The organism is Chitinophaga sp. ARDCPP14, assembly GCF_051362515.1.
Taxonomy (GTDB): domain Bacteria; phylum Bacteroidota; class Bacteroidia; order Chitinophagales; family Chitinophagaceae; genus Chitinophaga.
In genome coordinates this window covers 208,196-226,183 of sequence record NZ_JBKIXB010000011.1, presented here as the reverse complement: position 1 = coordinate 226,183, position 17,988 = coordinate 208,196, and the positions used below count along the sequence as shown (strand labels likewise).

General features: G+C 48.3%; 13 protein-coding genes. 3 read left to right on the top strand and 10 right to left on the bottom strand.

Features of this window, described 5'->3' with window-relative positions; all coding sequences use genetic code 11:
• The first annotated feature begins 160 nt into the window (after positions 1-160).
• The 3 genes from ACLHR0_RS26000 (at position 161) to ACLHR0_RS25990 (ending at position 2,217) form a co-directional block, all read left to right on the top strand.
• On the top strand, positions 161-958 hold the full coding sequence (locus ACLHR0_RS26000; protein ID WP_436490601.1) for a hypothetical protein: 798 nt from the start codon (positions 161-163) through the stop codon (positions 956-958).
• 10 nt (positions 959-968) lie between these two features.
• A complete protein-coding gene (locus ACLHR0_RS25995; RefSeq protein ID WP_370908057.1) occupies positions 969-1,868 on the top strand; it encodes a LysR substrate-binding domain-containing protein in 900 nt (299 codons plus the stop codon).
• A gap of 79 nt (positions 1,869-1,947) precedes the next feature.
• Positions 1,948-2,217 carry a hypothetical protein gene (locus ACLHR0_RS25990; RefSeq protein ID WP_079470098.1) on the top strand — a complete coding sequence of 90 codons (270 nt, stop codon included), beginning with the start codon at positions 1,948-1,950 and terminating at the stop codon, positions 2,215-2,217.
• A gap of 58 nt (positions 2,218-2,275) precedes the next feature.
• Here the strand turns inward: ACLHR0_RS25990 and ACLHR0_RS25985 are convergent, their stop codons facing one another.
• The 10 genes from ACLHR0_RS25985 to ACLHR0_RS25940 form a co-directional block, all read right to left on the bottom strand.
• On the bottom strand, positions 2,276-3,352 hold the full coding sequence (locus tag ACLHR0_RS25985; protein WP_436490600.1) for an NADH:flavin oxidoreductase: 1,077 nt from the start codon (positions 3,350-3,352) through the stop codon (positions 2,276-2,278).
• Between the two features lie 65 nt (positions 3,353-3,417).
• A complete protein-coding gene (locus ACLHR0_RS25980; RefSeq protein WP_436490598.1) occupies positions 3,418-3,996 on the bottom strand; it encodes a Crp/Fnr family transcriptional regulator in 579 nt (192 codons plus the stop codon).
• Positions 3,997-4,060: 64 nt separating this feature from the next.
• The gene (locus ACLHR0_RS25975; RefSeq protein WP_436490596.1) at positions 4,061-6,556 is read right to left on the bottom strand and encodes an outer membrane beta-barrel protein; all 2,496 of its coding nucleotides are present in this window, start codon (positions 6,554-6,556) and stop codon (positions 4,061-4,063) included.
• 6 nt (positions 6,557-6,562) lie between these two features.
• Positions 6,563-9,373, bottom strand: a complete 2,811-nt coding sequence (locus tag ACLHR0_RS25970) for a M16 family metallopeptidase (protein ID WP_436490594.1) — start codon at positions 9,371-9,373, stop codon at positions 6,563-6,565.
• A gap of 28 nt (positions 9,374-9,401) precedes the next feature.
• Complete coding sequence (locus tag ACLHR0_RS25965) at positions 9,402-11,030, bottom strand: SusD/RagB family nutrient-binding outer membrane lipoprotein (RefSeq protein ID WP_436490592.1); 1,629 nt, start codon at positions 11,028-11,030, stop codon at positions 9,402-9,404.
• An 18-nt stretch (positions 11,031-11,048) separates the two neighbouring features.
• Complete coding sequence (locus tag ACLHR0_RS25960) at positions 11,049-14,507, bottom strand: SusC/RagA family TonB-linked outer membrane protein (RefSeq protein ID WP_436490590.1); 3,459 nt, start codon at positions 14,505-14,507, stop codon at positions 11,049-11,051.
• A gap of 186 nt (positions 14,508-14,693) precedes the next feature.
• A complete protein-coding gene (locus ACLHR0_RS25955; protein WP_436490588.1) occupies positions 14,694-15,869 on the bottom strand; it encodes a FecR family protein in 1,176 nt (391 codons plus the stop codon).
• An 83-nt stretch (positions 15,870-15,952) separates the two neighbouring features.
• A complete protein-coding gene (locus ACLHR0_RS25950) occupies positions 15,953-16,558 on the bottom strand; it encodes an RNA polymerase sigma factor (protein WP_436490586.1) in 606 nt (201 codons plus the stop codon).
• Between the two features lie 83 nt (positions 16,559-16,641).
• On the bottom strand, positions 16,642-17,109 hold the full coding sequence (locus ACLHR0_RS25945) for a hypothetical protein (RefSeq protein WP_436490585.1): 468 nt from the start codon (positions 17,107-17,109) through the stop codon (positions 16,642-16,644).
• Positions 17,110-17,240: 131 nt separating this feature from the next.
• Positions 17,241-17,957, bottom strand: a complete 717-nt coding sequence (locus ACLHR0_RS25940; RefSeq protein ID WP_436490583.1) for a DUF92 domain-containing protein — start codon at positions 17,955-17,957, stop codon at positions 17,241-17,243.
• Positions 17,958-17,988: the final 31 nt, after the last annotated feature.

Here is a 17,988-nt window from a genome sequence, read left to right as displayed (position 1 = left end):
CCAGGCAGCTCCCGTGAGGGCTGCCTGGCTTTACGGGGATTACCGCACTTCCATCTCTCCCGGAAAAAAATACCTGGAAAACACCACTCCAAAAAATATCATGCAGAAATAAGTACTTAAATAGTGGAAGTTTATTTTGTTTCCAATAACTTTAGGTACCATGAAACAAACATTGGCAGATACTGAGCTGACCGGGCCGGTACAGCAAATGAAATATGCTACCACAGACCCCGATGGCAAATATTACGGGTATGAACTCTCTTTTTTCGATGAAAAAGGATTATTGCTCAGATGGGAGGATTATACCTCCACCCACCAACTGGATAAAACCCTTACCTATACTTTCGATGAACAGGGGAACCTGCTGGAAAAAGCGCTGACCTCCGCAGCAAAGGGGCCCATCTACAAAAACCGCTACTTTGAAAACGGGGCGCTGAAAGAATGTACCGAATACTATGGGGAAGATACCTTTTACACCCGGTACGATGAAGCAGGCAACGTGCTTGAACAACTGGAAAACAACGACCCACTGCCTGTAGAAGAAGATCCGTACAACGAGCAATGGGAAACCAACACCAGCACTGATGACGACGGCTGCCGGATAGAAATTACCCGCTACTACTCTTTTGGTGCCTTGCAGGAAATCACCAAAAGTAAGTACAACAGCCGGCAGCAGCTACTGGAAGAATACAAATTCGAGGACGCTGATGGTTTTGACAGCAACCAGGCAGTGGAAACCATTATTTGCCAGTATAATGAGCAGGGACATCTTACCGCGAAAATATCCGACAGGGTTACCACCACCGATGCTGTGGAAAGAACCGTGTACCGGTATGAATTTACCTACGACCTTCATCATAACTGGATAGAAAAAGTGGAAATCATGAATAACAGGATAACGGATTATAAAGACAAGGTCCGTTTTATCCGCCGGAGAGAAATTTTATACGCTCCATAAATTTGCGCACATGCTATCTAACCGACACCAGATCTTTATGGAAGTGGCCCATCAGAAAAGCTTTTCAAAGGCCAGCCAGGCATTGTTTATTTCCCAGCCGGCAGTAAGCACACATATCAAAGGGTTGGAAGAACAGTATAAAACCAAATTATTTGAAAGAAAAGGTTTGCAGATAGAGTTGACAGAAGCTGGTCAGCTGCTGTACAACCGCCTGCTTACCGTACGTCATATACAACAGGAAACTGAGTTCGACATTTCCGTGATCCACGACCAGCAGCAGGCCACCGGCATGCTTAACCTGGGCGCCAGTACCACTGCTGCGCTGTATATACTACCCAAAGTAATGTCGGCCTTTCACCGCGAATACCCCCTGGTGGATATTTCCCTGCTCAACCGGAACAGTGAAATTGTATTGCAGGCACTGCTCGACAAAGAAATTAATATAGGCGTTACCGAAGAAAAAGGACAACTCAGCAATATTACCTACCAGTCATTTCTGAAAGACCAGATCGTAGCGGTATGCAGCCGCGACAATCCTCTTGCCCGTAAAAAGAACTACGCGCTGAAAGATATCCTGCAGATGCCTGTAGCTATCCGCGAACGTGGCAGCGGCACCCTGGAAGCGCTCAAGAAGGGGCTACAGAAAAGCAGGATCCGGCTCAACGACCTGAAAATAAAGGTCAGGCTGGGAGGCACCGAGGCGCTGAAGAATTTCCTCCTGGAATCCGGTTGCGTAGGATTCCTCTCTACCCGCTCCATTGCTAAAGAGCTGCAACACGGCGAATTAACGATCCTTTCCTTTGAAGGCCTGCGGATAGAACGCAGTTTTTACTTCATTCAACGTAAAGGCGAAACCAGCGACCTCAACAAACGTTTCATCAAAATGGCCAGATCCATTTATAATTATTAATTATAGGTCATAATATTTTCATATAGCCAGGATTATAGGCGATGGGCTACATTTGAGCCATACAAAATAACCTGTTGACATGAACATGCTTTTTTATTACGACGAACTATATAAAGCGGCTGTAGAAAGAATTAACAAGCTGGTAGACATTTCTGTTACCCAGAAAAATGCGTTAATCCAGCGGCTGAAAAGCCAGGCGCCGTTTCTCGCCACCACTACCGAAGATATCGACCTGGTTGCCCAAAGGATGATGAACTCCCTGGGAATGGTATTATGCCCGGATGCTGCTGCAGATTTTGCAGGCGGCAGTAAGCTCCTCGAAATGGAGATGCTGAATAATGGCGAATAACGGGCCGCTTCCTAAATAAATTTTTATGGAGAGGTGAATAACCCGCTGCTCCCGGATTTTACTGTACCGGCGGAAAAGGCTCCGCCATTCCCCGCTCAAAAGGAGTGAACGGCTCTCCTGCGGCCACACGTGCCGGCCAGTTTGGATTGGCGAGTGCCGCCTTTCCCAGCGAAATAAGATCCGCATGTCCTTCCGTTAAGGCCCTTCCAGCCACGGCCAGTTCTTCCATACCGCCGTTGGCAATTACCGGCCGCTGCACAATGCGTTTAGCCATACCCGTGAGCGTTTCCCCATGTTCATAAGCGCCCAGTTTTTCCCAGGTGCTGCCTTCCCCTGAAATATGGATATAATCCGGAGATACCTTTCTTACTTCTTCAAGTAGTGCTGCTGCTGTAATAGCGCCATCGGGCCAGCGATAGGTGAAGTTGTTCACTTTTCCTTCCGACAGGCGCAACCCGATAATAAAATGCGGGGGCACTGCCTGCCTGATAGCGGTAATGATTTCCGCGATAATACGGAAGCGGTTCTCAACAGACCCGCCATACTCATCATTCCGCAGATTGGTATACTCCGTTAAAAACTGATCCGGCAGGTAACCATTGGCGGCATGCACTTCTATTCCATCGAAACCGGCGGCTACGGCATTAACCGCCGCGGCGGCATATCCTGCCACTGCGATGGCAATATCATTGCGCGTCATGGCAGCCGGAACCGGGAAGGGACCGTCGCCGCCACCATAGGAGCGCAGCTTGCGGCCCAGCGGCGTTACCACGGAAGGCGCCAGCGTGTTCGGCAAATGCTGCGATAAAGCGCCGGCATGCATCAGCTGTGCAATAAATAAGCTGCCAGGTGTTTTTACTTTGACCGCCAGCTCCTGCCAACCGGCCACCTGCTGTGATGTGACCAGTCCTGGCTGATGCGGATATGCCTGGCTGGCTACTGCATCGGTATATAATCCCTCGGTGATAATGATCCCAAAACCGCCGAGGGCAAAACGTTCGTAGTAAGCGTGCATGGCTGCTGTGGGAATGCCCTGCAATGTAGCGCTGGCGCGACTCATAGGCGCCAGCACCACCCTGTTCTTAACAAATTGCTGCGCCAGTGTAACAGGCGCCAATACCGGGTGTGTGGTCATATATAAAACTTTAGCACAAAGTTGTACACTTCGCTGCGCCAAAACAATGACAAATGATAAGAAATTTAAAACGGCTCCTTTGCTATTTTTCGACGTAAACGGCTCAACGATTCGGGCGTAATGCCCAGGTAAGCCGCTACCTGGTGCTGGGGCAGCCGTGTTTCGAGGAAAGGGTAGCAGCTTACAAACCCACGGTACCGCTCTATGGCAGGCTTCTGCAGCGACAAGATACGACGTTGCAACGCGATGTAGCCTCGCTGGGAAATAATGCGGTAATACCGCTCCACTGCCGGGATATCGTTAAATAGTTGTTCCAGTTGCTGCCGGGTGATGCGCAGCACCTCGCCTCCTTCCAGCACATCAATGTTAAACCGGGATGGCTGACCGGATAGCATGCTGTCGAGGTCCGTGATCCACCAGCCTTCCACGCTGAACTGCAACACATTTTCTTTGCCGGTGGCATCTTTTTCATACTGGCGGCAACAACCTTTCAGCACAAAAAATTCGTAGCGGCAAACGTCGCCTTCCCGCAACAGGAACTGCCGGCGGCGGGTTCGCACCGGTTCAAAATAGCCGGGAATACGTTTAATATCGGCATCGCGCAGCGGTACATGTTGAAGGATACTATCTGTCAGCAATTTCATGCTCCTGAAAATAATAGTTATTTTTCAAAGATAGCCCTGTGCAGGAACCCTTCAAAGAATATTCTTACTGCGGCCCCATCTTGCCAAAAAAATACTGGAAAGTGATCATGACATAACGTTGTAAAGCATTTACCTGCTTTGTTTCGGTATAGGTAGCTGTTGTTATGTTAGAAATATTGGTGTTGTTATTAAAAAGATCATTTATCCTGCATTTTAGTTTCAGCTGCTCCTTCTTTCCAAAACTGTAAGCTACGGCACTGTTACAAATAAAATAACGGCGTTGATCCGGCGCCGTTACCTGCGAATTATAATTGTACGCCATATCGCCCGACAACTCCAGGCGCTTAACAGGAATCAGCTGCCATTGCAGGTTAAAACGTTGTGTGGTATAGTTAACATTGTCAATACCAGGCAGCGAATAAACGGTATTATTCACATCTACGTTTACAGCGGGCGATATTGTCAGCCACTCTTTGTAAATAACGGAAAAATAAACACCGGCGCCGGCGGTCCACCCGTTGGAGATATTTTCCTCACCCGCCACCAGGCCAATACTCCTGTTCCGGTTCATACTCACGTTAAGGCCATTGTTAAATGTCCAGCTGTTCTTTTTTTTCTGAAGATTGATATTTCCATGTACCATCATTCTCCACGTACCATTCACGTTCTGAAAGGTACTGATTTGTCGGCCCAGGGAATCATACCGCTGATCCGCCACAATTTCATTACGGACCACTGTCCCGTTGGCGCCGAGATTGAAACTAAACCCTTTCACCGGCTGATAAATGTAAAACATCAGCGCAACGTTTTGGGTAAAGACGCCTTTCAGCAAAGGGTTGCCGACCTTCATGAACAACGGGTTGGTGTTATCTACTACGGGCGACAACTGCTCTGCCGAAGGAGCGGAAGAAGAAATGGAATAGTTGGTGAACAATCGCCCGTATTTGCTGAGGGAATAATTCAGTTGCAGGTTAGGCGCAAATTGCTGCTGATGGATCTTAATCACGGAATCCAGCCACAACAGGCGGTTTTCCTGTTGCAGGATCCGCATACCGGTGTTCAGCGCTATGCTCAGGCGATCATTTTTCCAGGCCAGCTGCACAGATGGTGTATGGGTAAAACTGGTATTTCTACTACTGCCGGACAAAGCGCTGTCCCGCATGCCGTATTTGCCGGACACGGGATCTTCTTTAAATACTTCCCGGAGCTGCCTGTTGTACATGGTACCCAGCGTATAGTCCAACGCCGCCACAAAACCATGTCCTAAGGACGCCGATAAATTAAATGTAAAATTATTATTAAAACTGGTTTCAGCAGAGCTGATATACTGATTTACAGAATCACGGTGACTAACACTATTATCTGTATAAAAGTTATTAACTGAATTATTGTATTCGTTTTCCTTTTTACTGCCGGCGTCAAACTTCCAGGTGGTATTAAGGTTGAGCCTGCGGTTTCGGCTGGTTTTATTGAAATTGATTTCGCTGCCGCCATTACCCGTATGTGCTTCCCCGTTACTCCGGGAAGAGAGTGTGTTCAGTAAAGTTCCGCCGGAGGTTTCCGACAGGGAATACATTTGTAAATTATTGCTGCTTTTCCCTATACCCGCGTTACTCCTGAAGGTCCAGGTGGTGAGTGAATCTTTTTCATAAACAAGATTCGTATACAGCTGATGCTGACTGTTCCCGGCTACAGCATCACTATTGGTTTGATTATGGAAGCTGTTATCCGGTAATAAATTGAGCCGGTCGGTGATGGTGGTCTGGTTATTTTTGGTATTGTTATAATTATAGTTCACATCCAGTGTGAGCTTTTTACCTGGTTTTGTGTTGATGTTGATACTGCCGTTGTTGTATTCCGGTAATCCTCCTCCGCCACCGACCATACCGGATGGCGACATCATTATAGCGCCGCCCGTTTCATCTGTAACATTCTTTGCCGCCGCCATCACACTGATGCGCGTAGGATTGCGCATGGAGCTGATCATTCCATCTGCAAGATAACGGCGATGGCTACCCGCACCGGCAGTGATGTTTCCCATGATGCCGGTATTTTTATCTTTTTTAAGGACGAGGTTAACGGTAACATCTTCCGCCGGGGCTTTCACTGCAAGGGAACGTTGGGCGGCAACGTCTTTGGTGTCGGTTACTTCTATCTTATCAATGATGTCTGCAGGCAGGTATTTGGTAGCGGCCTCTTTATTATCTCCAAAAAATTCCCTGCCATCTACTTTGATCTTTGTCACGGGTTTTCCGTTTACAGTAATACTGCCATCACTGCCTATCACCACACCGGGCAGCTTTTTCAGCAGCTGCAATACGCTGGCATTTGCAGCCAGCCTGATGGCCGAAGCATCAAATTCCAGGGTATCGTTACGAAGTGTAAAAGGCGGTTTGGCAACGGTTATCTCCACCGCTTTAAGTCCAATGATTTTGGGATGGGCTGTATCGGTTTTGGTTGCCGGCAGGCTGTCCGTAGTCCGCCCCTGCGCCGTGGCGCAGGAGACGGTTACGAAATATCCGGCAAGGAAAAATGCGATCCCGGCGTATAGTGCTTTCACGTTTATTTAATTACTTTCCGGCACCAGTATGGCGCGGATATAGTTAGCATTGTTAAAATATTTTACAGCCGTTTGCTGTAAAGTTTCCGGGGTGATTTTCTGGAGCCGGGCTTTTATATCCGGTTGTTGTAAAGGATCCCCGTTAAACAGGGCGGAAGTAATATAATTCAGCCAGAAGCCGTTTTCTTTAAACGCTCTCTCCACACTGCTTTTATAGCCTGCCTTATATTTTATCACATCGTCGTCTGCCACCCCCGTTGTTTTCAGTTTCATGATTTCACTGTTAACGCTGAGGATCAGGGATTCCACGTTGCGTGGATCGCAAATAAAATTAATGCCAAACATATATTCCCCGGAAGGGACCTTGCGGGTATTGGCATTTACGTTAACGCTGTATACGCCGGCTTCCTGTTCGCGGAGCCGTTCTGTAAGACGAATATTGAGTACGCCTGCCAGTGCTTTCATCTGGTCGCTGGTGCTAACATCATACGGAAATGAACCACTGAAAGCAAGGGTAACAATTGCCTGCGGTTCTTTACCGGCTATCACTTTTTTCACTACCCTGCCCTGCGGATAATTCAGCTGAAGATCCTTCACTTCCTCCCGGCGATGTAAAGCAGGCAACGATCCCAGGTACCTGGCCAGCAACGGTTTGATGCTATCCGTATTAAAATTCCCCACGAAGGTGAAGGTAAAGCCGGCGGCATCTGCAAAACGGTTTTTATAGATAGCCAGTGCCTGATCTGCATCAAGCAGGTTCAGTTGTTGCTCCGGCATCTGCATCTTACGGAAGTGGTAATTGGCCATTACAGCGCTGAGGGTATCGCTGTAAAGTTGCCGCGGCGCTTTGTTTGCATTGGCGTACGACAACCGCGCCTGTTCTGTCATATTGCTGAACATCACGGGGTCTTTACGCGGACTGGTAAAATACAGGTATACCAGTTGCAGCGCAGTTTCCAGGTCTTCATCCGCGGAACCGCCGGAAATGCCTTCTGATGTTTCGCTGATGAATGGCGCCACTGATACATTTTTCCCGGTGAGCAATTTGCGTAATTCCGCCTGGGTCATATCCGATACGCCGCTGGCGCTTACGAGTGAAGCGGCGATGCTGGCGTTATAAAAATCAGCGTCGCTTACCTGTGATAAGCCTCCAGGGTTGAAACCATTAAATAAGATTTCATCTTTTTTAAAGGTGGTTGGTTTCAGCAATACTTTTATCCCGTTACTGAATTCCAGTGAAGTAATGCCCAGGTCTTTGATCACTTCCTCGCTGGTAATCACGCCGGGTTGCGGCGCGTTGTCCAGCAACGTGGTGCGCAATACTTTTTTATCCTCATAAGCCGCGATGGGCGCTGAGGCGGCTTCGTTCATCCATTGCAGTACCATGGTTTCCGAAGGAAGGGAGTCTTTCTGTTTATCGTTGGCAACGAGGATAAGATCGCGGTCGGTATCCTTAAAGTAAGATTGTATAGCAGCATTAAAGCCCGGCAGCGTAAGTGTATCGGCGCTGGCTTTATACAGGGCTGTTTCATATGCGTTACCCGGACTTGCTTCGCCTTCCAGGAAGTGCCTTACATATTCTTTTACATATGATTCCGACGGGGTTTTGTCCCGTTCCTTGTAGCTCAGGGAAATACTGCTGAGGAACGATGTTTTCGCCCGTTGCAATTCACCCGCGGTGAAGCCATATTGCTTTATCCGTTGCAATTCTGTCCACCATGCTTTGACGCCTTTTTCCGTTTCACCGGGTTTGAGTACTACCCTGCCGCTAAGTCCGCTGATATTGGCCATCATTTTGCTGAATCCTGCGCTGCCACTGAGGAATGGCGCATTTTTTTGCCGTGCCACCTCATTTAAACGATCGCTGACCATGCTATTGAACAACGATTGGATGAGGGTATTGCTGAAATCTGTTTTTGTTTTAATGACGTTACCCTGTTGTTTGATGGAGAGTTCCAGCCGCGTGGTAGCCACTTCCGGATCTGTTACCACCAGGAACTGGTTTTTCCCGGTGAGCGGGATGGTGGTGTACTTACGTTCCTTCGGCTGCGCGGGTGAGCGCAAATCGGAGAACATAGCGCGGATCGACTTCTCTATCTGCGCCACATTTACATCTCCCACTATTATCAGCGCCTGCAGGTCGGGCCGGTACCAGTCTTTATAAAAAGCACGGATTTGTTCATGTCCGAAATTTTTCAGTACTTCTTCCGTGCCTATCGGGAGACGGGAGGCGTACAGCGATTGATTCACCGACAGTGGCATCACTTTATCCTGTATGCGTTGTGCGGAGCCCAGATGTTGTCTTTTTTCTTCCAGGATCACGCCTCTTTCATTATCTATTTCTTCATCGCTGAGCGTGAGTTCCTGTGCCCAGTCGCGCATGATCTGCATGGCATTACGGAAAACGGTTTTATCTTCCGTAGATACGGGCAATTGGTATACTGTCTCATCGAAACCCGTGTAAGCGTTGAGGTCAGCGCCAAAGCGCACACCCGACTTCTGAAGATAATTTACCAGTTCATTTTTGGGATAATGGGTAGTGCCGTTAAACGCCATGTGCTCCAGGAAATGCGCCAGCCCGCGTTGTTCGTCTGTTTCCAGGATAGACCCGGCTTTGTTTACCAGGTACATTACCGCTCTTTTTTCCGGTGTGGTATTTTTCCGGATATAATAGGTAAACCCGTTAGGGAGTTTACCTATTGTTACTTCCGGGTCCATCGGCACTGACTCACCGGTTTGTTGTGCATGAGCTATGCTGCCGGTAAATACAGACAATAGCATCCCCCATGCTGCAATGCTGCAACAAAATTTTATCATGATAACTGTTATTTTTTTAAAAAGATGATTATGGCATCCACCAGATTTTGCTGGTGAAGATGTCGATAGGTCCCTGCGCCAGGAGGTTTTCCTTATTCTGCACCATTTCTGATAGCGGGTAAGGGCACCGGATCGGCATGGTATTACCTATCCTGGCCGGATCGTAAGACAATGGAATGTCCGGGAAGGCGCCGTTGCGGCGATAGTCCACCCATGCTTCAAAAGGTTCAATACCATTAAAGGCCATGTATTTCTGGAACATCAGCAGTTTGTATTTATCCGGCGCGGCGGCCCAGCTCACCTTTGGATTGGCGGCAGCTGTTTCCGCATTGTACCAGGTATTGAAAGCATCGTCCGACAGGGAAGGCACCGTGGTGTTGCCACCTACATTAAGCCACCGGAAGGATTCCTTTACCGCATTCTTATAGGCTGTTTCGGGATCACCGGGCAACCAGCCCCGCTGAATGGCTTCTGCCTGGAGGAACGCACTTTCTATACTGGTGATAATCCAGCAGGGCATGTCATAGCCTTTTATAATGCCGGTTGACAAAGGCGATACGGCCGTACGGAAAGTGCGTACACCGCCCACCTGCGATACATACTCCGTGCGGTTATAAGGAAACTGCTGTTCATCTACCGGCAGGCCAAATTTATTGCCCCTGTATTCCTGCGGACCGGGTTGTGCGAATGGTTCCGGTGCATTGGCAGGCAGCGGAACACGGGCAGGCGAGTAAAAGAAACCAAGACGGGGATCGCGGTTCTCTTTCAGCATATTCATGGCGGTTACATTTGCGGATGCAATCTGCCAGTTGGGAATAGATTTATTACCCGCTAACCCATAATAGCGGACATACACATCATACTGCGAATATTTAGCGTAGTACTTGGAAGGTTTCACATCGGTAAAGCCTGGATTTACACTGGCATCTTCTCCACTGTTCAGGAAACCGGAGCCTTGTGCGGTAATCTTTGCTATTTCACCTTTGATATAATTTTCCCTGCCGGGCTTATTCGCCTGATGTATCAGCATGCGCAGTTTGAGGGTATTGATAAACCGGAACCACTTTTGTTTTTCGCCATGGAACATAATATCTGCAATGGAGATACGGAGCGCTTTGTCCTGCGGAGCATCGCGGATGAGGATGATAGCCGAATCCAGCTGCGTCATCAGGTCTTCATAAATGAACTCCCCGGTATCATACTTAGGTTTCCGGATACTGGTATTATTGGCCTCGCTATAGGGCATATTGTTATTGTTATCTACCGCGCGGCTCCATTGCAGCGCCCGGATCGCTTTCGCAATTCCTATGTAATAGGGCTGGTCATGCAACCTGGCATTGGCTTCCCAAAGGAGAATGGTCGGATCGGGGGAACTGGTTCCGAAAGAACCGTCATTTAACTGGTAATAGGTAAGTTCAGTGACGCCGGTGGCATACTCCGCATATGTCCAATAGCCCATCCATTGTGCTTCCAGCTGATTCTCCACGCCGGAAATACTGTTGAACAACATATCGGGTAACATGAGGTCCGGTGTGGCATTGTTTTCTGTAAGCTGCAGCGGATTGTAGTTAATGTCTATCCAGCCTTTTTTACAACCTGCCATAAAGGTGGCGGCAGTTAGTAAGGCTCCCGCTAAAATGTGATATCTTTTGCGCATCAGTTTAATTTTTTGTTGTTAAAAACTCACGGTAGTGATTACGCCGTATTGTGCCACACCCGGAACGGTAGAAACACCGGACGCAGATCCGGAAAGGTTGTCGGGAATGGTACGGTACCCTCTGTCGCCAGGACCTTTGATCAATTGCGGATCCCCCGTTTTGTTTTTCTTTGTGTAGAAGTTAAACACGTTTCTACCGTATACACTTAAATTGAGTTTTTTAATTGTTTTTGTTTTGAAGAACCTTTCGTATCCTATCACCACTTCGCGTATTTTGAAGAAGTCGGCTTTGGTCAGGTAGCTGGCAGAAGCGTTCTGGAAGTGACTGTATAATTCCTGGTTAGCACTTTTCGTATATACATCTGTGTTAGGGACCAGTTTCCCGGTACCATCGTCGTACACGGAATTCGGATAGATAAATGGTTTACGGTCGTTGTACACAGTGAGCACGCTGAACCCATACTGCACATCGTATTGCATAAGGTCAGAGTAGTGCATAGCGCCGGTATTGAATTCTCCCAGTACGGCCAGCGTAAATCCTTTAAAGGCAAAGTTCAGGTTCATTCCCCCGGAATATTTGGGTAAGGTGCGTCCACCGTAGATGGGGTTATTAATGTCCGCGTCCGGCATACCGGTTTCTTTATTTACTATCACCCTGCCTTCTGCATCTTTTTTCAAATCATACACCTGGTATTCAAATGCACGCTGCCCGGTACGGGCCACCACTCCGTACATGCTTCCGTAATAAGGAGTTCTCAGCGGGAACAATCCATCATAGGCATCGCTGATAGAGATCACTTTATTATCGTTCATGGCTACACGTATATCTGCACTGAAAGTAAATCCGCTCCTGGTTTTAATGATGGGGTCCAGTTTCAGATCGGCTTCCCAGCCATAGTTGCGCATGATGCCCAGGTTATCGATGGTGCTGCCACCGCTCAGCCACGGGATCTTTACTTTCATGATCACACCATTATTCCGTTGGGTATACCAGGTGAAGTCCAACGCGACTCTGTTCTTCCAAAAGCCTGCGCTGACGCCGTATTCCTGGCTGAGGATCTTTTCCGGTTTCAGAAAAGGATTGGGATTACCCTGCATATAGTTATAAGCAATTACGCCTTCATCGGATGTGCCGGGATAAGGGAAGCCGTTAGAATAGGCCATTGAAAGGGTCCGTTCAGACTGGTAAGGTTCAATGTTCATATTGGCCGTGGTGTTTACCGCGGCTCGTAACTGCAGACGGGATAACCAGGTATAATTTTTCAGGGAAGAAATAACTTCATTCAGGATCACGGAAGTATTACCGCCCACGTAGAGATCTTTTCCCCTGCCGGCTTTTGCGCGCTTGGAATCCCAGTCGTTGCGTGCCATCAGTTCCACAAACACTTTATCTTTGTAGCCAATGCCTGACGTACCAAAAAAGGAATAGTTGCGGGTGAGCAATGATTCCTCGGCGCCATATGGCAGATCGCGGGAAAACGCGAGGTTGAATACCGGGATGATGGGATTACCACTACCGGAAACTTTCTTATAATAATTTTCTTTTACAGAGCTCCCTAACGTAGTGCGGAAATTAAAATTGCCTGCGTGGTTTAATGCCGTGATCAGCAGGTCGTTGTTAAGCGTGGTATTGGATCGGGATTCCTCTCCCAACTGCGTAAGCCGGTCGCGGAAGCGGTTATAGCCGCCATATTGTTTGGCAAAATCAGAAAAGTTCATTGGCTGTGAAACGGTTTTTTCGTAGAAGCCATCATACACCACGCTGGGTTTGTCTGTTACCGTTAGCCACGGCAGCACCTTTGCGGTTAGTATCAAACCCGTCACCAATGCGTTATCGGTACTTTTCTTTCTACGGTCTGCCGCTTGCTGATACGGACTCATTACGTCGTTATCATTCCAGTAGTGGTTTATATCTGCCCACTTATTGTTCTCATAATTTTTGTAACTGAGGATAGGGATATAAGTAGGTGTGCTCAGCATATCGTCGAACGTAGGACCTTTATCAGCGGTGGTACGGGAGTAATTGAGGTTCAGTTGCACATTCAGTTTGCCCAGTTTACGCCCCGCGCTGAAGAAGAGGTTTACGCCGTCCTGTTTATCGCCCGGTATCATGCCTGTTTGATTGACAGCGTTGAGGCCGAGATAGAAATCGGAGATAGCATCTGACTGGGAGATGGATAAATTATTCTGGATGGTGCGACCTACGTTGAAGAAGCGCCTTGCATCCTTTTTATCGGAGTAGGTTACCATCTGGTAGTCGCCGTTTTCATCGGCTCTTCCGATGGGTACCAGCCGGCCGTCGTAGGCGGGGCCCCAGCCGCTTTTATCCAGGCTGCTGTAAATACCGTTTCCTTTGTCGTCTACCAGGCCGCTACCGGTACCGAAGCGTCTTTGCTTACTGTTGTCATTCCGGAAATCGAGGCGGGAAAAATTTACGCTGTTGCGGAAATTGATAGTAGGTTTGCCTTTTTGTCCTTTTTTTGTGGTGATGATGATCACGCCATTCACACCTTCCGGTCCGTATAAAGCCGTACCGTTGGCGCCTTTCAGCACGGTTACATTTTCAATATCCGCAGGGTTGATGTTATTGATAAAGTCCATGATCATGGCGGCGGAGTTAATGTCCGACCCAAAAGATAACGGCGTGCCATTGAGGATGAACAACGGCTGGTTGTTGCTGGTGGTACTGAAAGAGCGGATACCACGGATCAGCACCCGCATCTGCGGGTTCATGTCGGCGCTTTGTATAGCGATATTTAAACCGGATACTTTACCAGCCAGCCCCTGTAGCAGGTTGCCGGAATTGGCGCGGTTGATATCTGCCCCGCTCACTTTGGCTACGCTATAGCCTACTTCTTTCGAACTTTTTTCTATACCAAAAGCCGTTACTACCGTTTCATCCAGTTTAGATACACCGGGGTTCATCATTACCGTGAGGAAGGGTTGGTTGGGAATGATCTTCACTTCCTGTGTTTCATATTGCAGGGAGGTGATGATCAGCACATTGCCGGGCTCGGCGTTCAGGCGGAAGTTGCCTTCTCCATCGGTAATCGCTCCCCTGTTCTTTCCTTTTATTTTTACAGATGCCGATATGATTGGTTCTTTCGTGGCAGCATTCAGTACTTTACCGTTCACTTCAATAAAAGTGCTTGTGATGAAAGGCAGCTTTCCTTCCAGTGGTGGTGGCTTTTCCGCGAACGTAATCACTTTTCCGGTGATCGTATAATTCAACAGCTGATCTTTAAAAGCCGCTTCCAGGAAGGCCGTCAATGGCATATCTTCCGCTGTCACCGTGACTGGTTTCGCTGTTTTCAGCAATTCACTGTTGTAGAAAACTACATAGCCTGTTTGCTGTTCAATAGCAGTAAAAATTTTCTTCAGGGAAAGATCTTTCCCTGAAAGTGTAACACTTTGTGAAAAAGTTGACGCATGCACACTTAGAAAAGTAATAGTCAGCAGTAAAAAGGTAAGCCTCATTACGAACAAGATTTTGGTAATGTAACGATGCCTCCACCATGACAGGTGGCCACAATAAGCATTTTTTTGCATAAATTGCATTTGGTTTGGTTGATAATAGATTCTCTTACGGAAAATTTAAAACGACTGAACTACTAACCGGAAGTGGGTCCAAGCACTTTCGGTTTTCGTTTTTTAATGATTGGTTTATTTAGGTTGTATGATCAATTTTCCTCCCGGCTCCAGTCTGAAGTGAATGCCGGCATCGGTCAATATTTTCAGTAATTGTGTGAGGCTTACATTCCGCACTATTTTGCCGCCGAACACCACATCCGGCACTTCCTGGTCGTACACCACCTCGATGTTATACCATCTGGCCAGTTGCCGCATTACCTCGCGGAGGTGTTGTCCTTCAAAATTAAACAGGCCGCTGCGCCACGCCATTACAGCGCTGGTATCTACTCCATTCACCACTTGCGGCGTTTGTGTGCCGGCCGTTAAAACAGCCTGCTGGCCCGGCGATAATACCACCGCCTGCGCAGCGCTGAAGCGGATACGCCCTTCCAGCAAGGTGGAACGGATGGCTGCTTCATCGGGGTAGGCATTTACATTAAAGTGGGTTCCCAGTACATCAATATAGTTTTTCTGGTTGCTGATCTTTACCCGGAAGGGTTTGTGTGCGTCCTTTGCCACTTCAAAGTAGGCTTCCCCGCTCACTTCCACCAGCCGTTCTTTGCCAGTAAAGGCAGTGGGATAACTAAGTGAAGAGGCGGCGTTCAGCCATACTCTGGTGCCATCGGGCAGTACTACCTGGAACTGGCCTCCACGGGGCGTTGTGAGTACATTTATGCCGGCCGCTTCTCCACCGGAGGAAGGCGCATAATTCAGCTGGCCGTTTACCTGCTGGGCAGTGGCATTGCCCAGCTGTATTTGCCGTTTGGCTACGCTGTCGAGTGTTATCACGGAGCCATCGGCCAGTTTTAATACGGCTTTACTGCCACCAGGCGCCACATCGTATTTCGTTGCCAGCTGTTGTTTACCGGATGGTTGCTGCCAGCGCAAAATACCGGTAGCCACGAGTAACAGCAGCGATGCCGCCGCTGCCCACCATGCATACTGCCGGTAATTTAAGCGGCGTGGTGTTTTACCGGTTGCTTTTAGTGGAGTGACCCGTATAATATTGGCATACATTTCCTTCAGGGGGGCATCCTGCCCGAATGCCGAATGATCGGTTTCGGCCAGTGCTGCCAGCAAACTTTCCAGCCTGACGGTGTTACGTTCATCCAGCAGCATCACCCGCCATCGCCGGAACTCTTCCGGTGTCATGGTATCTTCCGTGTACTTGCGGAACAGTTCATCAAATTCGTTATCGGCAGGTTGCATGCATTAAAATAATAATGGTTGATGTTGTTATTACCCCTTGCTACTATAGACGTAAATACATCCCGGGGGTAATGCATACTTTCTTAAAAAAAAGCAGAAAATAATGGCGTCAGGTATAAAAGGGCTACCAGTGCTATTTCCGGGAAGTTTTCCTCCAGGTATTTGCGAATAATGGCCAGTGCCCTTACCAGGTGACTTTTAGAGGTAATGGGTGAAATATTCATGCGTTGTGCGATTTCCGTATGGGTTAAACCCTGAAAACGGCTTAGCATAAAAGCGGTTTTTAGTTGAGGGGAAAGTTGGTCTACGGCCTGTAAAATGGCTCCTTCCAGCTGTTTCAGCGCCAGTTGTTCTTCTATAGAAGGTGTTGTATCGGTAAAAAAACTGGTCAGGTATTCTTCCTGCTCCGGAGCCGCTACTTTTTTTCGCAGGTAATCCATCGCCATGTTGCGGGTGATGGTATTGAGCCAGGGTCTGAATTGCTGTACAGTGAACAGTTGTGACCTTTTTACCCATATTCTTACAAAAACTTCCTGGGTAAGATCCTGTGCGATCTCCGGTGATTTCATCAGGCGCAGGGCGAGTCCATACACATGCCTGGCATAATGTTCATAAAGTATACTGAATGCCTCCTGATCGGCGTCGGCTACCTTCCGGAGCAATTCCTTCTCATCTTCTAACTGGTGCATTCCATAAAAATCTAGGCGCGGAGAGATCGGTATTTTGATTGATGTCGTAAAAATAGAAAAAAAGCTGTCATTCGTGCTTCTTTTTATTTACAGATATCTTTTCTCCGCACTTCTGCGTCTTTCATACCGCGTGTATTAAACTCAATGGTTTCCACGCGTCTGCCCCCCGGATAATAGAGACGGATTTCATAGTCGGTATCTTTTTCCAGTGTCAGGTTAATTTCCCTGCCGGCCTCCCCGGTAAAGCACCAGCCGACTTGCCGTTGTTTGTTGTAGATATCAATACAGGCGCCTGGGCATACCGTACCGGTGAATGGGATCACGAGTGCCGGCGGTAATTGGGTGAGCGTATATATGGGAGGTGGAGTAATGGAATAAATATCATCACTTCCTTTGCCGCCGGTGCGGTTGGAGGCGAAATAGGTGTTTCCGTTAGCTGCGGCTACAAAATAAAAATCGTCTCCTGCAGAATTGGTCGGATAGCGGAGGTTTTCCGGTATACTCCATTGGGCTTTACTCCCGGAAGTATGGAAAATATCGAATCCTCCCATACCTTTCCATCCTTTACTGGAAAAGTACAGGCTGCCATCGGGAGCAATGGTCGGGAATTGTTCTTCTTCTATCGTATTAATACCCGGACCGCAGTTTACCGGTGCGCCGTCCGGGGTACAGGGGGATAACGTTACAACAGGTACAGCACCATCGCCGTAATTGCACCAAACAACGTATTGCTGAAGTTCACCGCATCATTACCAATAATATGTTTTCGCTCCAGGGTGGCGCCCAGCAGGGAGTCTGCCAGGTTACCGGCGATACCCGCGATGGCTACAAACCATACGGTTTCGTCCATACCAAAGCTGATACCGTACAGCAAAGCGAGGATACCTGCGCCTGCGGCGCCCAGCAGGGTACCTTCCAGGCTGATTACGCCATCCAGTCCCCGGGTATCTTTTTTAAAGGTGAGGATATTATAAAAGTTGCGGCCGTATACCATTCCCAGTTCGGACGACAGTGTATCGGCAGTGGCAGCAGCCAGGCTGGCGGCCAGCATCATCTGGTACATATCGTCGATGTCGGGATGCATGAGTGCCAGCAATGCCATGAAAGCAGCTACTCCGCCATTGGCAAATACCTGGCCGGCCGTGCGTTGCCCGGGATGATTTTCTCCGGGAAAAATTTTCAGATCCTTTTTATGTGAGGTGGCGATTACGCCCATGATAAAAAATGCACCGAGCAATAATAGTCCGCCGTAGCCGGCGCCTGCTGCTACCAGCAGCGCCACTGCCGCTGCCATTACGCCACCGCCCGGGGTAAGCTTACGTTTTATTACACATAGCACCGCAATGGCGATGACCGCCACCGGTACAATAATCAGTTCGGGAAAAGAAGATAGTTGCATAACAAGCCGCAAAACTATACAAATATCCCGT

Coding starts and splice junctions, on each gene's coding strand:
- ACLHR0_RS26000 (WP_436490601.1), top strand. CDS start 161: ATGAAACAAACATTGGCAGATACTGAGCTGACCGGGCCGGTACAGCAA.
- ACLHR0_RS25995 (WP_370908057.1), top strand. CDS start 969: ATGCTATCTAACCGACACCAGATCTTTATGGAAGTGGCCCATCAGAAA.
- ACLHR0_RS25980 (WP_436490598.1), bottom strand. CDS start 3,996: ATGAAATTGCTGACAGATAGTATCCTTCAACATGTACCGCTGCGCGAT.
- ACLHR0_RS25950 (WP_436490586.1), bottom strand. CDS start 16,558: ATGCACCAGTTAGAAGATGAGAAGGAATTGCTCCGGAAGGTAGCCGAC.
- ACLHR0_RS25965 (WP_436490592.1), bottom strand. CDS start 11,030: ATGCGCAAAAGATATCACATTTTAGCGGGAGCCTTACTAACTGCCGCC.
- ACLHR0_RS25955 (WP_436490588.1), bottom strand. CDS start 15,869: ATGCAACCTGCCGATAACGAATTTGATGAACTGTTCCGCAAGTACACG.
- ACLHR0_RS25970 (WP_436490594.1), bottom strand. CDS start 9,373: ATGATAAAATTTTGTTGCAGCATTGCAGCATGGGGGATGCTATTGTCT.
- ACLHR0_RS25940 (WP_436490583.1), bottom strand. CDS start 17,957: ATGCAACTATCTTCTTTTCCCGAACTGATTATTGTACCGGTGGCGGTC.
- ACLHR0_RS25960 (WP_436490590.1), bottom strand. CDS start 14,507: ATGAGGCTTACCTTTTTACTGCTGACTATTACTTTTCTAAGTGTGCAT.
- ACLHR0_RS25945 (WP_436490585.1), bottom strand. CDS start 17,109: ATGGGAGGATTCGATATTTTCCATACTTCCGGGAGTAAAGCCCAATGG.
- ACLHR0_RS25990 (WP_079470098.1), top strand. CDS start 1,948: ATGAACATGCTTTTTTATTACGACGAACTATATAAAGCGGCTGTAGAA.
- ACLHR0_RS25985 (WP_436490600.1), bottom strand. CDS start 3,352: ATGACCACACACCCGGTATTGGCGCCTGTTACACTGGCGCAGCAATTT.